Consider the following 17,862-nt stretch of genomic DNA (forward strand, 5'->3'; position numbering starts at 1 on the left):
CTCCGGACCACCGACTCCCTCGCGCGTGCTCCTCGCGCCCGAAGGGCGCTCGGAGGCACGCGCCACCGCAGTTCTGTTGTATCCAATGTATCGTCTGAATCCCGGTCTGCGGTCGCGCTCGACTCCCTTTGTCTGCCCCTCTTTACGCGATCTTCATCATCCGGGTCTCGAACTTCCCCACGCGGACCCGGACCCACCCCGCGAGCTCGGCGTCGAGTTCGGGGTCGTCGGTGTCGACCCGAAGCGCGCGCACGTCGTCGAGCTTCGCCCGCGAGGCGACGATGCGCAGGTCGCAGCGCCGGACGACCGCCGGCGACAGCTGCGGGTTCCCGCGGCCGAAGACGAACCCCTGCCCCCCGATCGGCGAGACGACGATCACGTTCGCCTCCCCGAGCGCGTCGAGGATCTCCTGCTCGGTCCCGTCCCGCAGGACCACAGCGCCGTCGCGCCACACGTCGACGCCGATCGGGGAGGGCTCGAACCCCAGCTCGGCCTTGATCGCCCCGACGGTCGACCCCGGGCCGAGCACGAACGTGACGCCCTCGCCGTCGCGCTCTCGGATGTCGTCCGCGACCCCCTCCGCGAGCGACTCGACGGTCCCGCTCGCGGTCTGTTTCGACGACTGGAGGTCATCGGCGACGGGGACGTGCGCGACCGCTCGGAGCTCCGGGTGGACCTCGCCCTCGCGGTAGGCGTCCTCGTCGATGTCCATCACCTCGCGGCGCTCGGTGCGGGAGAACGTCGCCGCGACCTCGGCCGCGTCCTCCGGCGAGACGGCGAACACCGAGGAGTAGACCTTCACCCCGGCGGGGACGCCGAGCATCGGGCCCTCGCTGCCCGCCGCCTCCAGCGCCGCCGCCACGTCCGTCGCGGTGCCGTCGCCGCCGACGAACAGCACGAGGTCGACCGGACCGGTCTCTCCGTCGTCGCCTTCGGCCTCCTCGCCCTCCTCGACGAACGCCCGGACGACGCGCGCGGTGTGTTCTGCGGTCGTCTCCGCGGGACCGGGCGGGTCGCCGCCCCTGCCTCGGTCGTCGTCGCCGAACGGGTCGACGACGCGGACCGGGTCGAAGCCGGCGCCCCTGACCAGCCGCTCGCCCATCGGGTCGGCGGCGACCGAGACCGACGTCTCCGACGCGGCCGTCGCGAGCCGGTCCAGCGCCCGCGTCGCGCGGTCGGGCGCTCGCGGCTCCGCGCCGCGGTCGATCGCCTCCGCGACCTTCCCGTCGGTGCCCTTGAGGCCGACGCGGCCGCCCATCCCGGCAACCGGGTTCATCACGAAGCCGACGTGCATATCCCGACCTACGGCGGCGGAAACTTAAGCGGGCGCGTCTCGACGGCGACTCCTGACCGCCGCGCCGGTCCCGAAGTTCAATACTTAAGACGCCCCCGGAGCAATCGTCGCCTATGCTCCTCGAAGCCGCCGTGACCGAGCCGCTCCCGATCGACGCCACCGCGATCGCCGTGCTCCTCGCGAGCCTCGCCGTCACCGCCGTGTGGCTTGCCTACCTCTACCGGTAGTCGCTCGGGTCTCTCGTCTCTCCGATTCGAGCCGCCGAGCCGCCGACCCGCCCGGTCCGCTCACCGGGAGCCGACCCGCTCGGTCCGCTCACCGGGAGCCGACCAGCGTCGACCGCTCCCGAACCCACTCGGCGGCGCGCTCGGCCTCCGCCGCGCTCGTCGCCGTGATCTTCACGCGGACGCTCTCGCCGGGGTAGGAGCCGACGCTGACGTCGAACTCCTCTTGCAGCTCCGTGAACCGCTCCAACAGGGCACTCTCCGGCTCGTCGACGTCGACGGCGACGGTGTGGGTCGGCGTCCCCGTGAACTCGTCGGCGACCGACTCGAACATCGCCCTCATCTCTTTCGGGACCCCAGGCAGGACGTAGACCGACTCGACGACGGCGCCCGGCGCGACGCCGACCTCGTTGGCGAGCGGCCGGCAGTCGGCGGGTAGGTGCGTCGTCTCCGCGGCGAGGTCGCCGGCGCTGTACCCCCGCTCGGCGAGCCACTCGGCCGCCTCCTCGTTCCTCTCGATCTCCCGCCCAAAGGCGGCCGCGACTCCGTCCATCGTCACGTCGTCGTGGGTCGGACCGAGCCCGCCGGTGACGACCACCGCATCGTACTCGGCATGGTACTCGTTCACGACGCGCGCGATCTCGCCGATCTCGTCCGGGAGGACGGTCACCCGGCGGACGACGACGCCCCGTTCGTCGAGCCGGTCGCAGAGCCACGTCGCGTTCGTGTTCTCGGTGTCACCGACGAGGAGTTCGTCCCCGACGGTAACGACGGCGGCGTTCATACCGATGATAAGGCGGCGCGCACTCAAAAGCACCCGCGTTCGGACCGCGGCCCCGGGCCGGCCGACCGGGATCGGACCGATACCGGCGTCCGGCTACTCCTCGTCGTCGTACACGCCGAGCCCGAGGTCCCGGCGCTTCTCCCGCAGCTCCGCCAGCTGCCGCCGGAAGTAGGCCGTCCCGATCACCGCCGCGACGAGCGCGACGACGAGGATCACGCCGAAGACGAGCAGGTCGGTCTCGCGGTACGACTGGACCACGACCGACCCGCCCTCGACCGACTCCCAGGTGATCCGGTCGCGCCCGTCGACCGTCTCGATCTCGTGGTCGCGCGGGGCGACGTGGCCCACCACCGGGAAGTCGGTGCTGAACTCGGGCGGGAGCGTCACCGCGTACGACCCGTCGACGTACGCCAGCGTGGTGAACCGCCGGGGCGACCCGGCGGCGGCGAAGGCGACCTGGCCCTCGCTCATCCCCTCGGGGAAGCGGACCCACGTCTCGTCGGGTGTCCGGTCGACCTCGCCGCCGGCGGCGCGGAACTCGCTGCCGTTGAGCACCTCGCCGTCGACCGTCCGGTACCGGAACGCCTCGAACTCGAGCGGCTGATCGCCGGCGTACGGCGTCTGCCTGTACAGCCGGAGCTCTTCGGTCTCCGAGACGTTGTACACCGCCGTGTACTGGCTCCCTGTCGAGAGGTTGAACGCGGCGTCGCGGTCCGTGTCGAACTCGTACCCGCTCGGCGGCTCCGCGTCGAGGGTCTCGTTCGCGACCTCGCCGCCGTCGTTGACGTAAGTGAGACAGCCGGCGCTGACGGCCAGCAGCGCGACGACGGCGACCGCGAGGGCGAAGCGTCGGTTCACGGGTTCAGACGACGCAGCGCATCTCCGCCGGGAGGTACGAGCCGATCGCGGCGAGTAACCCCGGTGGGTCGGTGTTCTCAGTGCAGACGATGCTCTGTTCTAAGAGTCCGAGCCGCTCGACGGTGACGATGTCCTGCGCGTGGCCCGCGCGGTTCACCGTCGCGCGCACCTCGCCGCGGGTCGCCGAGTTGACGTCGACTCGGCCGTTCCCGCGCTGCCAGTCGTAGAGGCGGTCGCGCTCGGCGTCGGCGAGTCGGCTCGGCTCCGCGTCCGGGTCGCCGACGTCGCCGCCGTAGACGAAGGCGACGGGGAGGTGCTGGACCAGCCCGAAGCGCTCGACGACCTGCTCCGGGGAGCCCCTGCCGAGGCCGATCTCGGCGGCCGGAACCCGCACGTCGACGCCGGCGTCGAGGACGAACCCGTCGTCGTCCCACGACTCGAGGGTGCCGACGTACTCCTCGCCGGCCTCCAGGCCGCCGTCGTGGGCGACGACCTCGCCCCACGTCTCCGCGAGGACGTTCCGGGCGACCTCGGCGTCTTCGCCGTTCACGTCCACCTGCACGAAGTCGTCGTCGCGGACGCCGACGTTCCAGTCCACGCTCAGCTCGCCGACGTCGTTGGCGACGAGCGAGCCCATGCCGTCCAGCGCGCGGTCGCGGGCGTCCCCCTCGACGTAGCACTTGGTTGCGAGGACGACCATCAGCCCGTCACGTCCACGTTGAGCTCGTCGCGGAGCTTCTCGACGCGCTGGCTCATCGCCTCGCGGAGCCGGTCGTTCTCCATCGCCTCGACCGGGGAGCCGCACTCGGGGCACTCGAAGCCGAAGTCCATCGCCTCGCCGAACTCGAAGCGGATCGAACACACCTCACAGAGGTAGAACTCGTGGGTGCGCTCGTACTCCTCGCGGTCCTCCAAGGCGTCGAGCAGGCGGTACATCTCCTCCTCGAGGTTCTCCGGGATGTTGTCGTAGTGGAACGTCCAGAGGTACGTGAGCCACCCCGAGTCCTCGTCCCGCACCCGGCGGTACGTCGCGAGGTCGTTCTCGTACAGGATGAACAGCGCGCGGCGGACGTCGTTGAGCTCCAAGCCGAGCTCCTCCGCCAGCTCCTCGTCGGTGACCTCGCCGTCGGGCGGCGCGGCCGCGACCGGCATCCCCGTCGGCCCCACCAGCTCGTGGAGGTACTTCTGGATGACGGGGTCGTTCAGTAGATCCTCAAAAGCCATTACGCGAAATTGGTGGTGGAATCGGGTTAAAAGCTCCGAAAGGGCCACCGGCGACCCCCCCTGACGAGGGCCCGTCGCGGCCGGGGTCTGTCGCGGTCGGCGGCCGGCGCCTCCGGCAGAGCTTTACGCGCCCCCTCGCACCACTCGTGCGTGATGAGCAACTCCGACGGCCGGCGCGAACGAGCCCGTGCCGGCCGACGGGGACGTCTCAGGCGGGCGGTCGGCGCCCTCGCGCTCGCGGCGGTCCCGGTGCTGCTCGTCGCGGCGCCGCTCGTCCCCGTCGCCGCCCTCCTCGGCCCCGCCGGCCTCGGAGCGCTCGGTCCCGCCGCGCTCGGCGGGATCCCCCCGGTCGCCGCCGCCGCGCTCGGCGCGGTCGCCCTCGGTCTCGGGGGGTCGGCGCTCGTCGGGCCGACCATCGTCGACCGGCGGATCGCGCGGCTCCCGGAGGCCGACCTCGACGATCGCCACACCGATTTCGTCGCCCACCGCGTCGCGACCCTCTCCGAGGCGGTCGGCGTCGACGCCCCCGCGGTGACGGTCGTCCGGGCCGACGCCGCCAACGTCGCCGTCGCAGACGGCTACCGGGGCGCGCGGCTCGTCGTCTCGACGCGGCTCCTCGCCCTCCCGGCGGCCGACCGCGACGCCGCGCTCCGGCACGCGCTCGTCCGGCTCCGGACCCGAGAGGCGGCGGTCACCGCGGCCCTGCTGCCGGCGCTGGCGCTCGTCGAGACGGTCGCGCTGCTGGCGACGCTGCTCGTCGGCCGCCGCGGCGACCGGACGGCTGCCGACCGACGCGTCAACCGGATCCACGGGTACGAGCCCGAGGAGGACCGGGTCCCGCCGTGGGCGTACACGGTCGCCGGGCTCCTGCTCTGGCTGCTCCTGCTGCCGGCGTGGGCCCCCGCGGCCGTCGGCGACCGGCTCTACGTCGGCGGGGGGCGCCGAGACGCGGACGCCGCAGTGGCGCGGCTCGGGAGCGACGAGCGCGCCGGGCTCGGGAACGCGGTCGAGTTCGCGGGCGAGGCCGCGGGCGCCGCCGACTGGCCACCCCTCCTCGACCGGCTGTCGCTCGCCTCGATGGCGGACGCCGAGACGGGTCGCGTGCGGGGGACGAGCCGGCAGGAGGCGCGCCTCCGGCTCGCGCTGCTGCGGTCGAAGCGCTCGCTCTGAGTCCGCCCACCGTGGACGCCGTCGCTCTCTCGCTCGGCGTCGAGCCCCCCTCTCGGCGTCGAGTCCCGCTACGGGTGCGCGGGCACGGCCAGTCGGACCGTGGTCCCCTCGCTGGACGTGTCGATGGACAGCTCCCCGCCGGCCTTGGCCACGACCCAGTAGATCAGCCAGATGCCCAACCGGTCCGCGTGCTTCACCGACGTTTCGCCGTGATCGAGCACGCGCGTCTCGTGGTCCGGGATCCCCGGACCGTCGTCCGTGACCTCGACCGCGAGCCACTCCGCCGACTCCCGCTCGACGCGAATCTCGACCCGCGGCTCCGGGTCGTCGTTGTGCTTGGCGGCGTTGTCCACGGCCTCCTCTATCGCGGTCATCAGCCCGACGGCCGTCGTTTCGATCGGGTCGTCGGAGGGTAGGGACAGCGAGATCATCGCCTCGGGATACCGGTCCCCCACCCGCGACCGCAGCTCGATCAGGCGGTCGTCGAGGGCGATCGGAGTCTCCGCCGGCGACGGGACGGACAGGGTCCGGTCGAGCTTCTGGACCGCGGTAGCGATCCCCATCAGGTCGTCCGTCGTGTCCCCGATCACGTCCAGCGAGTCGAGCGTCCCGTCGTCGTCGACCTCTTTCCGAAGCAGCTCCGTGTACCCCGAGATGAGGTTCATCTTGTTCCGGAGGTTGTGGCTGAGCACGCGGTTCATCACCTCCAGGCGGCGCTCCCGGATCTTCCGTTCCGTGATCTCCGTCTGGAACCCCACGAAGTGGGTGACCGTCCCCGCCTCGTCGCGGATCGGGGCGACCGTGAGCCGGTTCCAGAACTTCTGGCCGTTGCGGCGGTAGTTCAGGATGTCGACGCCGACCGGCCGTTCTTCGTCGATCGCCGCCCGGAGCGTCGCCGTCGTCTCCGGGTCGGTGTCCTCGCCCTGCAGGAACCGGCAGTCCGTGCCGAACATCTCGGAGCCGTAGCCGGTGAGGGCCTCGAACTCGTCGTTCGCGTACACGATCGGGTTGTCCTCCCGGCCGCTCTCGGCTCCGGCTCCCGACCCGTTCGCCTCCGCGATGGTGATCCCGACCGGCGACTCGTCCATCGCGCGCTCCTTCAGCCGGAGGTCTTCGACGGTCTCCTCCAGCTTCCGCTCGCGCGCAGCGAGCCGGAGCGAGGTGCGGCGGCGCTCGACGAGGTTCCCGATCCGGGTCCGGAGGGCCTCCTTTCGCACCGGCAGGTCGATGACGTCGTCGACGTAGTCCCACGTGTTTCCCGTCGTCGGTCCGGCCGCCTCGTCGCCCACGAGCAGGACGAACGGGAGGAAGACGGGCGCGGCCAGGTCGCGCCGCCGCTGGATCGATCCGGCGACCCGGCCGAACTCGTCGGCGTCGAAGACGCAGCAGTCGAACGTCGAGTCGAGCGTCTCGACGTCCGTCGTCTCGTCGACCCGGAACCGCTCTCCCAGCGCCTCCGCCATCAGCTCTCGGTCGCGTCCCGGGCGCATGAAAAGCAGGATCTTCGGGTCCTCGTTCGACTCAGGTGCACCTCCCGCCGAGACGTCCTCGCCGGTCCAGTCGGGGTCGCCGGCGTCCACGGCCTCCGCAGAGGACTGATCGGCCTCGTCGCCTCCGGAGGACACACCGTCGGCGGGCCCCTTGGGGCCCGTGTCCATCTCACATAAACGGTGTACGCACTCCCACTAAGAGTTACCCATTTATTAACTACCCAGCGCACGCAGAGTGGATCATGTCCGAGTCACTGCCCGAGCGAATGTCGACCGGGATCGCGGGCCTCGACGAGATACTGTCCGGGGGGCTCGTCCCGGAGCGGAGCTACATGGTCCGCGGCCAGGCGGGCAGCGGGAAGACGATCCTGAGCCTCCACTTCCTGCAGCAGGGCGTCCACGAGGGGGAGACGTCGCTGTTCATTAACCTGGAGGAGGACGCCCGCGACCTCAAGGCGAACGCGGCCGCGCTCGGGTTCGACACCGACGCGATCGACTTCCTCGACTTGAGCCCCAGCGCCGACGTGTTCACCGAAGACCAGTCGTACGAGGTGTTTGCGCCCGAGGAGGTCGAGAGCGAGCCGCTCACCGACCGGATCGTGGAGGGCGTCACCGAGGTCGACCCCGACCGCGTCGTCGTCGACCCGCTGACGCAGCTCCGGTTCCTGCTGTCCGACGACTACCAGTTCCGCAAGCAAGTCGTCGGCTTCATGCGGTTCCTGAAAGACCAGGACACGACCGTGGTGTTCACCGTGCAGGACACGGACTCGCTGCCGACCGACGACCTGGAGTTCATCACGGACGGGACGATCCGGCTCGGCACGGAGGAGTACGGGAAGAGGATCGACGTGCCGAAGTTCCGGGGGTCGTCGACGCTGAGCGGCGACCACGCCTACCGGGTGACCGACGACGGTATGGAGGTGTACCCGGCGCTCCAGCCCGGAACGCGAAACGGGGAGTTCGACTTCGGACAGATATCTTCGGGGATCGACGAGGTGGACGACCTCCTCCACGGCGGGATCGAGCGAGGCACGGTCACCATCGTCAGCGGGCCTACCGGGGTCGGCAAGACAACGCTGAGCACGCAGTTCATGAAACAGGCCGCCGAGCGGGGCGAGCGATCCGTTATCTACCTGTTCGAGGAGAACCGGGGGACGTTCCTCACGCGCTCCCGCGCCGTCGGCATCCCGGTCGACGAGATGTTAAAGCGGGGGACGCTGCAGGTGGTCGAGGTGGAGGCGCTGGAGCGCTCGCCGCAGGAGTTCGCCCGGATGGTCCGCGAGGAGGTCGAGGAGCGCGACGCGGAGCTCGTGATGATCGACGGGATCGCGGGGTACAGACTCACGCTCCGCGGCGAGGGGGGAATGTTGATCCATCAGATGCACGCGCTCGGCCGCTACCTCAAGAACGCCGGCGCGACGGGGGTGTTCATCGACGAGACGCGGAACATCACCGGCGACTTCGAGGCCACCGTCGAGAACATCAGCTACCTCGCCGACAACATCCTGTTCCTCCGGCACCTGGAGGTGCAAGGCGAGATGCGGAAGGCGATCGGCGTCCTGAAAAAGCGGACGAGCGACTTCGAGCGGACGATCCGGGAGTTCCGCATCACGGAGGACGGCGTCCGGGTCGGCGAGCCGATGACCGGCCTGCGCGGCATCCTGAGCGGGACGCCGGAGGTCGTCGACGGCGCGACCGAGTGGGGAGAGCGTGACGGGGAGAGCGAGGCGCGCTAGTCCGACTCCTCGCTCGCCCCATCGACGTCAACGACCGTCTTGCCGGTCGGCTCCGGGACCACCTCGCGGTCGGCGTCGGCCCACTCCCGATCCAGCTCCTCGCCCTCGAACAGCCGGTCCAAGAACACTGCGAGGCCGGCGACCTCGGAGTGCGGCTGGTTCGTCACGCCCACGTTGAAGTCGGCGCGCTCGTACAGCGCCCACGGCACCTTCTCGCCCCCGACCACGACGAGGAGGTCGTCGCCCCCCCGCACCGCCTCCCGGGCTTCCCCCTCGACGTCCTGCACGCGCTCGCCGTACATCGTGAGGTGGACCACGACGCCCTCGAACCCCCTGACGATCGCCTTCTGGTCCTCGCGCAGCTCGACCGCGAAGGGGCCGCCGAACCGGTCGGTGATGTCCCGCACCGTCTCCGCGGACTGGCCGGCGTTGTCGGGGAAGATCACGCGGTCCGCCCCGAGCGCCCGGGCCGTCAGCCCGACGTGCGTCGTCATGCGGTCGTCGCGTCCGGGCCGGTGGCCGTACCGGAGGACGACGACCTCGCGCGCCTCGTGCATGGGCGGCGATGCGCCCGCGACGGGTGTGGTCCTTTCGATGCGAGCGCGCGGCCGGTGCGTCTCCGGTTATGCCACGTTCATGGATCACGAGTCAGGTCGAAGCCGAGAGGTGACCACGTAAGTGAAAGATTCATGGGGGAGGCGGTCACCGGATGACGTATGACGAGCGTCAAGGAGTTCCGCGTCGACGAGCCCGCCACCCCCGACTCGCTCGGCCGCGGTCGGTTCGTCTTCACGGACGCGTACTCGGTGTTCGACTGGGGGCAGATGCCCGACGCGGTCCCGCGGAAGGGCGCGAGCCTCTGCGCGATGGGCGCGTTCAACTTCGAGCTGCTGGAAGACGAGGGGATCGCGACCCACTACCGAGGCGTCGCTGACCCCGATCGAGACGACGACGCGGGCGGAGAGGGCGACCCCGAAGCCGTCCCCCTCGGCGACGCGACCGCCCCGCCGACGGAGATGGCGATCGACCTGACGCAGGTCCCCGACCTCCCGTACGAGGGGCCCGACGCCGGCTACGACTACGACGCGTTCCACGCCGCGGGCGGGGAGAACTACCTCGTCCCGCTCGAGGTCGTCTTCCGCAACCGCGTCCCGGTCGGGTCCAGCCTGCGGCGGCGCGCCGACCCCGCCGACTTCGGCCTCGACGCGGACGCCGACGTCGCCGCCGACGAGTGGCCGGACGAGCCCGTGGACCTCCCGGAGCCGGTGGTGGAGTTCTCCACGAAGTACGAGGAGCAGGACCGGTACCTCCCCCGCGACGAGGCCGATCGGATCGCCGGCGCCGCCGACGTCGACGCCCTCGAATCGCTCGCGCGAGACGTGAACCGGGTCGTCACTGAGCGCGCCGAGGCCGCCGGCTTCGCCCACGAGGACGGGAAGATCGAGTGCCTGTACGCCGACGGCGAGCTCCGCGTCGCCGACGTGGTCGGCACGTTCGACGAGAACCGGTTCTCCTACGGCGGGCGCGGGATCTCGAAGGAGGTCGTCCGGCAGTGGTACAGGGCGAACGACCCGGCGTGGGTCGAGGCCGTCACGGAGGCGAAGGCGGCGGTCGCGGAGCGCGAGATCGACGACTGGCGGGAGCTCTGCGAGCGCGACCCCGAGCCGCTCCCGCCGGCGGTCGTCGACGCGGTCTCCGAGCTGTACGCGGCCGGGACGAACGCCTACACGGGCCGCGAGTGGTTCGACGTTCCCGACATCGAGGCGGCGCTCGACGCCGCCGCCGACTTATAAGTGAACGCGACCGTCGACGCCGGAACGAACGCGGCCGCTGACACCGCGGAAAATGTCCGGCAGAACCCTCACGATCGACGAAACGCGAGGGAACCTCTTTACTCTCGACGCTCGTGGACCGAGATATGGCTACCGACGCCGGCTTCGGAGCGCGGTTGGAGTCACGCACCGAGACGTACCTCGACCGGATCGACGACTGCGTCGCGCTCCTCCCGCGGATGCTCGACGAGTACGCCGAGGGCGGCCCCTACCGCGAGACGGTCGACGAGATCGCCGCGGTCGAGAGCGAGTGCGACGGGCTGGTCCGGGAGATCCGAGGGATCATCACCAACGCCGGCCCGGACGACATCGGCCTCCTGAACACGCGGATCAACTTCAACGAGTCCGCGCTGCTCGACTTCTACACGGAGCTCGACGTGGTGGCGAACCACACCGAGCGGATCGTCCAGGAAGTCGTCATGATGCAGCCGGAGGCGGACGTCGACCCGTTCCGCGACATGCGCGAGACGGCCACCCGCATCGTCGAGATGGTCGCGGTCCTCGGCGACGTGGTCGAGCGGTTCGTCCGCGGGCTCGCGCGCAGCGACGCGGCCGAGACGCTCACGGACGGCATCGAGGCGATCCGCGAGCTCGAAAGCGAGTGCGACGAGCTCCGCAACGACGCCGTCGCGACCGCGTTCGCCGCCGACGCCATCGACCAGCCGCTCGTCTACCGGGAGCTCGCGATCCTCTTGGACGAGCTCGCGAACACGATCGAGGACCTCACCGACCGGATCGTCGTCATCGCCAGCAAGGAGCCGGGGATCGTCACCGAGGCCGACCCCGACGCGGACGGCGAGTAAGGACGGACGGCTCCGTCGCACTCCTCCTCGCTAGATACAACATAGCACCATGCGGCCGGTCGCTGAAGACCGCTTCTTGATCGATAGCGGGTCTGGGTGAATCGGGTTGGCTGAGTTGTTGTTTATAAGTCAATAAGTAGTGTTGCTGGCGGTTTTTATAAACTATCGACGACTTCGCGGTGAACAACTTCAAATCCCCAGCCGCTCGCTTAGAAATGGTTGACAACGGATCGGCAACGAACACCCCCAAAGCCCCAGCCGCGAGGAGCCCGCACGCTCCCTGCGCGCTTCGGTCGCTCGCAGTACTCGCTCCCTGCAGTGCTTACGTCGCCTCCAGGCTCCTCGCGACTGCCCCTTTAACTCCCACCCCGCACCGCACAGCCCCGCGCCTCATGCCTCCCCAGCCTCGTCGGCCGCCCTTCGTGTCGCTCCGGGCGACCGACTCCCTCGCGCGTGCGGTTCGCGGCCTTCCGGCCGCTCACCGGCACGCGCCACCGCACCGTTCTTTATAAGAGATCGTTGCTGTCGCTTACATCTTTTAAATATTTCCTCACTACCGCCGACCTGCAACACCCGCTCCCGCTATCGCTCGCCGCTGTGAGCGGATCGCGCCGGCGGACCGCCTACCGCCGCGCCCAGTCGAGCATGCGCTCGTAGAACGGCTCGGACGCGAGCGCCTCGGCGTCCCCGACGAGCGTCAGCTGCTTTTTCGCCCGCGTGAGCGCGACGTTCATCCGCCGGTGGTCCTCGAAGATCGGGCCGTCGAGGTCGCCGGCCGCGACCAGCGAGACGACGATCACCGCCTTCGAGGAGCCCTGGAACCGGTCGACGGTGTCGACCGTGACCGCGGTGCGCCGGCCGATCTCCGCGACCTGCGCGCGGAACGGGGCGATGACGCCGACGTCGTCGGGGTCGACGCCGGCCGCGAGGTAGGCGTCGACGACCGCCGCGACGCGCTCGGCCTCCCGGACGTTCCGGTTGCCGTCGCGGGTCCCGTCCGGATCGACGAAGTCGACGCCGCCCGCGAGCCCGTCGGGCAGGTCGGCCGGGTCGACGCCGAGGTCGCGGAGGGTCTGGCCCGCGACTTCGGGGGTCGCCGGGCGCAGCGCGCCGTCGTAGAACTCCGCGGAGGCGAACGCCTGGATCCGCTGGCTCATCCGGTACTGGCGGTCGAGCATGACGCTCGCGTCGGGGTACTCCTCGATGAGACGCTGGAAGAGGGAGGTCTGCAGGTCGTTCTCGGCGCGCACGACCGGCGGGAGCTGCTCGTGGTCGCCGACGAGGACGAACCGGTCCGCGCGGTTGATCGCGGCGTGGGTGCCCGGCTCCGTGAGCTGGGAGGCCTCGTCGACCAAGGCGACGTCGAACTCGCACTCGCGGAGGACGCGGGAGCCGCAGGCCGCGGTGGTGGCCGCGACCACGGTGGCGTCCCGCAGTTCGGCGGCCTTCGCGTTGGGGTCGCCGCGCTGGACGAGCCGCACGTCCTGCATGTCGCTGCGGACGCCGGTCTCGGACCCGACCCGAAGCACGTCGTTACACCCCTGGTCGCGTAGCGCCTCGAGCGCGTTGTCGACCGCGCGGTTGGTGAACGCCGAGAGCAACACCCGGTTCCCCTCGGCGACGAGCGCCCGGATCGTCCGCGCGATGGTGTACGTCTTCCCGGTGCCCGGCGGGCCGTGGATCAGCGCGCAGTCCTCGGCGTCGACGGCGAGTCCGACCGCCTCGTTCTGGGACGCGTTGTTGTCGATGTAGGCGTCGGGGCCGTCGCCGGATCCGGGGGCATCTGCGGGTCGCTCGCTTTCTCCCCGGAACTCGGGCTCGCGCCGCCCGAACAGCACGTCCTTGCGCGCGTCGCTCCCCTTTAAGATCGCGTCGTGGAGCGCGGTGAGCGAGCGGTCGACGGAGATCTCCGAGGGGTAGACGTCGAGCCGGCGGAGCTCGACCGGCTCGTCGGTCTCGACGACAACCTCGTCCCCGTCGAGCGCGGTGATCCGGCCGAGCTCGCCGTGGCCCGTCACGGGGTCGCCGTCGCTCGCGAGCGCCACGTCGCCCTCGCGGAGCTTGGAGACGGCGTCATCGGGCTTGCGGGCGCGGAGCCGCCACCGAGCGTCGTCGATCTCCGTCCGCGAGACCGGCTCCAAGTCGATGAGCGCGCGGTCGTCCGCGGCGCGCTCCTCGGGCGTCTGCTCCCACAGCTTGCGGTACTCGGCGTGAGTCTCGCGGCGCTCCTCCTCGAGGGCGACGTAGAAGCGGTCGAAGTAGTCGCGCTCCTCGTCCGGAACGGGCGTCCCGACCGACCCCGCCTTCGACTCCTGGTCGAGGCGGCCGGAGACGACCATGCAGGTGTCCTGCTCGAAGCAGTACTCGCACTTCGCGTCGGCCTCGTACCCCGTCGGGACGGTCGGGCGCTCGTCGGGGTTGTCGAGCGCGCGCCACTCCATCGCCGCGAGGGCGTTGCGCTCGCGGACGACGAACTCCAAGAGCCCCCGCCCCACGGAAAACTCCTTGGCGGGCGCCAGGTCGCCCGACTCCTCGTTGCGGTCCAAGGCGGTGTTCTTCGTGTAGAGGAGGGTGCCGATGTCGGGGTCGACGCCGCGCTCGTCGAGCATGAGCGCGTAGCAGGCCGCCTGGATCTTGTCGTGGAAGCGCGGCTCCCGCTTGGTGTTTTTCCCGGTCTTCAGCTCGACGGGGGTCCCGCGGCGGAGCGCGTCGGCGCGCCCTTTTAAACCGAACGTCGGCGAGATGAGAGTGAACTCCGACCGCCACGTGTCCTCGTCGGTCAGGGTCCCCTGCGAGAGCCAGCCCTCGATCGCGGCCGCGTTGCGGCGCACCTCGTCGGCGACCTCCTCGGGCTCGTAGCCCAGCAGGCCGAGTTCGAGCCCGGCCTCTTCGACGCGGTCGACGACGGACTCCTCTAACTCCATCCCGCGGAGCAGGTCGCCGAACACCTCGTGGACGACGGTCCCCTTGACGACCGGGTAGTTGAGCGGGATCCCCGACAGCTTATTCAAATAGTACATCCGCGGGCACTGCACCCACGAGCGGATCCCGGTCACGTCGACGAGGAACTCCGGCTCGAGCACGACCCACGAGTCGCCGGTGGTCGCGTACCCGACCTCGCCGCCGAACTCGTCCTCCTCGGCGTCGGTCACCAGCAGCTCCATGCCCGGATCGGCGTGTTCGGCCGTCTCCGTCCACTTCCCCCACAGCGTCACGTCGACCGGGTCGCTCGCGCCGCGGTCGGGCCGGACCCGGAGCTCGCGGAGCTCCCGGTCGCCGTACGACGTCGACACCGTCCGCGCCTCTCCGACGGAGAGGATCGGCCCCCGAACGTTCACGGCCGTCATCGGCGGCGGCGTCGAAAAACGCTGTCGGTGAGGGGGGTCGGCGGCGTCCGGAGCCATTTATCCGCGCACGCTCCAACGGTCCGGTATGCCCGGCTCGGCCCCCTACAGGTACGGGCGCGCGGCGGTCGTCGCCCTCGTCGTCTCGCTGGCGGTGCTGTCCGCGGTGAGCGGTCTCGCCCGGCTGGAGACGCAGGGACCTGCCGCCCTCGGGGACGTCGTCGTGAACGGCTACATCGCGCTACTCGTCGTCTGGGGCGCCGCGGTCGAGGGGTTCGACACGGACCGGTTCCGGACCGGGCTGTACGTCGGGCTCGTCTCCTGGGGACTCGTCGACGTCGCGGTCGGGGTCGCCACGCCCGTCTCGGTCGTCTTCCTCGTCGGCGGGACGGCGCTGCTCGCGCGGATGGGGTACCGGCGAGTTCGGGAGTGAGGGCGTCCGGCCCGCCGCGACCGACACGCTCATGCGCCTCTCCCCGCTACGGTACGCCGACATGCGCGTGCGAGACTGGGACGACGTCCTCGCGGACGTCGCCAACGACTCGACCGACCCGGACGGCTGGCGGGCCGTCGCCGGCTCCCGGCGCGAGGGGCTCGGCGAGGACCTCTACTTCGGGCACCCGAGCGTCGGCGTCTACCACCTCAAGACGTACGCGAGGAACCCCCGCGACCTCCGCGGCGTCGGCGCGCAGGTGGCCCGGAAAGTCGACGACGAACTCGACCCGCTCCTCCCGAACGAGGAGTCGGGGGGCCGGTTCGCGGTCCGGTCGCCGCCGGAAGACGAGGACGAGGCGGAAGACGTCGCGACGCGGCTGCGCGAGACGCTGAAGGTCCACGCCGAGGCGCCGACGGACCCCGACCACCTGTTCGAGGACGTGATGGAGGCGATCGACTCCCCCACGTTCGGCCCGATGGACTACGAGTTCGACGGGCGACCGGACGAGCTCGACGAGCTCTCCGACACCTTCGACGAGGCCGAGGAACTGCTCTCGTCGGAGCTCGAGGACCTGATCGACGAGGACGACGTGGACCGCGGGTTCCATTAATAAGCGGGCTCGCTGACTCGGATCCCGTGGACCGAGCGTGATCCAGCCGCATTCGCGTCGGTCGGACCGCACTCGTCGCGTTCGCGGTGAAGATCTCCAAAGCCCCAGCCGCTCGCTTATAACTGGCTGCCGGTGACTCCACGACGAAGGCTGCCAAAGCCCCAGCCGCTCGCTTATAAGTGGCTGCCCCTTTGAGTCCCACCCACCCGCAACCGCACCACAGCCTCACGCCTCCCCAGCCTCGTCGCTCGCTTCGCTCGCGACTCCCTCGCGCGTGCTCCTCGCGCCCGCAGGGCGCTCGGAGGCACGCGCCACCGCATCAGGAGATCGTCCGACCGCTCATGGGTATTGGTCCAGTCTGTGAATCTCGGCTGTTGAAGGCTACAAGGCGGCCGACAGCGCCATCTCAGTCGTCGACGCGCTCCAACTCCTCTCTGGTCAGTTCGTTCTCGACGTCGCCCGTGTTCCGCGTGCCCGCCGGCTCGAACAGCAGGACGTTCGCCTCCGGCTCGGCGACCGGTCGGTGTTCGGTCCCGCGGGGGACGACGAGGAGTTCGCCTTCTTCGAGAATCGCGTCGTCCCGGTTGCGGAACTCGATCCGAAGCCGCCCGTCGGTGACGAGGAACAGCTCGTCGGCGTCTTCGTGGCTGTGCCAGACGAAGTCGCCTTCGGCCTTCGCGAGCTTCACGGCCTGCCCGTTCAGCTCGCCGGCGAGGTGCGGGTCCCACCGCTCGTCGACCGACGCGAACGCGCTCGCGAGGTTGACTTTCTCCATACGCCTCCGTGAGCGTTTCAGACTTATAAACGGCCGCGGCGAAGGGAGGCGACAGCGCGGTGTCCCGGCTCTCCTCAGTAGTGCCAGGGGTAGTCGCGGAACTCGGGGTCGCGCTTCTCCAAGAAGGCGTCTCGGCCCTCCTGGGCCTCGTCGGTCATGTACGCCAGGCGGGTCGCCTCGCCCGCGAACACCTGCTGGCCGACCATCCCGTCGTCGGTCATGTTGAACGCGTACTTCAACATGCGCATCGCGGTCGGCGACTTCTTCGTCATCTCGTCGGCCCACTCTAAGGCCACGTCCTCCAGCTCCTCGTGCGGGATCGCCTCGTTGACCATCCCCATCTCCGCGGCCTCTTCGGCGGAGTAGGTCTTCCCGCGGAAGAACACCTCGCGGGCCTTCTTTTGGCCGATCTGCTTCGCGAGGTACGCGGAGCCGAACCCGCCGTCGAAGGAGGCGACGTCCGGGTCGGTCTGGAGGAACTTCGCGTGGTCGTCGCTGGCGAGCGTCAGGTCGCAGATAACGTGCAGCGAGTGGCCCCCCCCGACCGCCCAGCCGGGGACGACCGCGACGACGGGCTTGGGCATGAACCGGATCAGCCGCTGGACCTCCAGGATGTGCAGCCGACCGGCCCGGGCCTCCCTGACCAGCGGGTCGTCCTCGTCGCCCGCCTCGTCGTCGTCGCGGTACTCGTAGCCGGAGCCGCCGCGCACCGACTGGTCGCCACCGGAGCAGAACGCCCACCCCCCGTCTTCCTCCGCGGGGCCGTTGCCGGTGAGGAGCACGCAGCCGACGTCCGCCTGCTTGCGCGCGTGGTCGAGCGCGGCGTACAGCTCGTCGACGGTGCCGGGCCGGAAGGCGTTTCGGACCTCGGGGCGGTCGAACGCGATCCGGACGGCGGGCACGTCGACGCCGCGGTGATAAGTGATGTCGTCGAACTCGTCGGTCACACGCTCCCACGCGTCGGGGTCGAAGATCTCCGAGACCATGCGTCTCCGTTGGCGGGCGACCTCATAAACGACGGCGGGTCGTCGACGGGATCTGCGCGGTGACAGCAAATATTGCTGTGATCGGTGACTCACTTTTTGCCGAGAAGTCCGTCCAGAACTGTCTACAATACAATTCACACGGTTTCCATGGGAATTTGGCCGTCACCGGAACTGGATACCGTTGCTGGTGACGCGGGGGTGTTGACCGCGGGGCCAGTTTATAAACTACGCTCTTCTGTAGGAGATTGTTGATACTGTTGAGCTGTCGCTGTGGAGTCGAAGAGGACAAGGGCACC

At 70.1% G+C, this 17,862-nt stretch carries 16 protein-coding genes; 6 read left to right on the plus strand and 10 right to left on the minus strand.

The window, feature by feature from the left end:
• Positions 1-142: 142 nt before the first annotated feature.
• From N5096_RS15900 to N5096_RS15920, 5 genes are all read right to left on the minus strand, one after another.
• A complete protein-coding gene (locus N5096_RS15900; RefSeq protein WP_267665767.1) occupies positions 143-1,294 on the minus strand; it encodes an ATP-NAD kinase family protein in 1,152 nt (383 codons plus the stop codon).
• Positions 1,295-1,609: 315 nt separating this feature from the next.
• Complete coding sequence (locus N5096_RS15905; RefSeq protein ID WP_267665768.1) at positions 1,610-2,302, minus strand: competence/damage-inducible protein A; 693 nt, start codon at positions 2,300-2,302, stop codon at positions 1,610-1,612.
• Between the two features lie 93 nt (positions 2,303-2,395).
• Positions 2,396-3,160, minus strand: coding sequence for a DUF5803 family protein (locus tag N5096_RS15910; protein WP_267665769.1), 765 nt, complete (start codon positions 3,158-3,160; stop codon positions 2,396-2,398).
• Positions 3,161-3,164: 4 nt separating this feature from the next.
• The gene (locus N5096_RS15915; RefSeq protein WP_267665770.1) at positions 3,165-3,860 is read right to left on the minus strand and encodes a DUF2110 family protein; all 696 of its coding nucleotides are present in this window, start codon (positions 3,858-3,860) and stop codon (positions 3,165-3,167) included.
• Positions 3,860-4,384 carry a transcription factor gene (locus N5096_RS15920; protein ID WP_267665771.1) on the minus strand — a complete coding sequence of 175 codons (525 nt, stop codon included), beginning with the start codon at positions 4,382-4,384 and terminating at the stop codon, positions 3,860-3,862. Before N5096_RS15920 ends, N5096_RS15915 begins: the two co-directional genes overlap by 1 nt.
• A gap of 153 nt (positions 4,385-4,537) precedes the next feature.
• Between N5096_RS15920 and N5096_RS15925 the strand changes: the two genes are divergently transcribed.
• A complete protein-coding gene (locus tag N5096_RS15925; RefSeq protein WP_267665772.1) occupies positions 4,538-5,554 on the plus strand; it encodes a hypothetical protein in 1,017 nt (338 codons plus the stop codon).
• Between the two features lie 68 nt (positions 5,555-5,622).
• Here the strand turns inward: N5096_RS15925 and N5096_RS15930 are convergent, their stop codons facing one another.
• On the minus strand, positions 5,623-7,212 hold the full coding sequence (locus tag N5096_RS15930; protein ID WP_379790603.1) for a PAS domain-containing protein: 1,590 nt from the start codon (positions 7,210-7,212) through the stop codon (positions 5,623-5,625).
• Positions 7,213-7,286: 74 nt separating this feature from the next.
• Between N5096_RS15930 and N5096_RS15935 the strand changes: the two genes are divergently transcribed.
• The gene (locus N5096_RS15935; protein WP_267665773.1) at positions 7,287-8,780 is read left to right on the plus strand and encodes an ATPase domain-containing protein; all 1,494 of its coding nucleotides are present in this window, start codon (positions 7,287-7,289) and stop codon (positions 8,778-8,780) included.
• Here N5096_RS15935 and N5096_RS15940 read toward each other — a convergent pair.
• On the minus strand, positions 8,777-9,337 hold the full coding sequence (locus N5096_RS15940) for a tRNA (cytidine(56)-2'-O)-methyltransferase (protein ID WP_267665774.1): 561 nt from the start codon (positions 9,335-9,337) through the stop codon (positions 8,777-8,779). The genes N5096_RS15935 and N5096_RS15940 overlap by 4 nt on opposite strands.
• Positions 9,338-9,496: 159 nt before the next feature.
• Here N5096_RS15940 and N5096_RS15945 point away from each other — a divergent pair, with 159 nt between their 5' ends.
• Positions 9,497-10,573 carry a phosphoribosylaminoimidazolesuccinocarboxamide synthase gene (locus tag N5096_RS15945; protein ID WP_267665775.1) on the plus strand — a complete coding sequence of 359 codons (1,077 nt, stop codon included), beginning with the start codon at positions 9,497-9,499 and terminating at the stop codon, positions 10,571-10,573.
• Positions 10,574-10,698: 125 nt separating this feature from the next.
• Positions 10,699-11,415: a DUF47 domain-containing protein gene (locus N5096_RS15950; RefSeq protein ID WP_267665776.1), complete on the plus strand. Its 717-nt coding sequence runs from the start codon at positions 10,699-10,701 to the stop codon at positions 11,413-11,415.
• Between the two features lie 623 nt (positions 11,416-12,038).
• Here the strand turns inward: N5096_RS15950 and N5096_RS15955 are convergent.
• The gene (locus N5096_RS15955) at positions 12,039-14,753 is read right to left on the minus strand and encodes an AAA domain-containing protein (RefSeq protein ID WP_267665777.1); all 2,715 of its coding nucleotides are present in this window, start codon (positions 14,751-14,753) and stop codon (positions 12,039-12,041) included.
• Between the two features lie 94 nt (positions 14,754-14,847).
• On the opposite strand from N5096_RS15955, the gene N5096_RS15960 reads away from it, so the two are divergent.
• Together N5096_RS15960 and N5096_RS15965 are read left to right on the plus strand one after the other, a co-directional pair.
• A complete protein-coding gene (locus N5096_RS15960) occupies positions 14,848-15,192 on the plus strand; it encodes a hypothetical protein (RefSeq protein WP_267665778.1) in 345 nt (114 codons plus the stop codon).
• 61 nt (positions 15,193-15,253) lie between these two features.
• The gene (locus N5096_RS15965; RefSeq protein WP_267665779.1) at positions 15,254-15,805 is read left to right on the plus strand and encodes a hypothetical protein; all 552 of its coding nucleotides are present in this window, start codon (positions 15,254-15,256) and stop codon (positions 15,803-15,805) included.
• A gap of 406 nt (positions 15,806-16,211) precedes the next feature.
• Here the strand turns inward: N5096_RS15965 and N5096_RS15970 are convergent, their stop codons facing one another.
• Both N5096_RS15970 and N5096_RS15975 read right to left on the minus strand, forming a co-directional pair.
• Positions 16,212-16,580: a cupin domain-containing protein gene (locus N5096_RS15970; RefSeq protein ID WP_267665780.1), complete on the minus strand. Its 369-nt coding sequence runs from the start codon at positions 16,578-16,580 to the stop codon at positions 16,212-16,214.
• A gap of 74 nt (positions 16,581-16,654) precedes the next feature.
• Positions 16,655-17,566, minus strand: coding sequence for a 1,4-dihydroxy-2-naphthoyl-CoA synthase (locus N5096_RS15975; RefSeq protein WP_267665781.1), 912 nt, complete (start codon positions 17,564-17,566; stop codon positions 16,655-16,657).
• Positions 17,567-17,862: the final 296 nt, after the last annotated feature.

Origin of the sequence: Halorubrum yunnanense (assembly GCF_026586675.1) — an archaeon.
Taxonomy (GTDB): Archaea; Halobacteriota; Halobacteria; order Halobacteriales; family Haloferacaceae; genus Halorubrum; species Halorubrum yunnanense.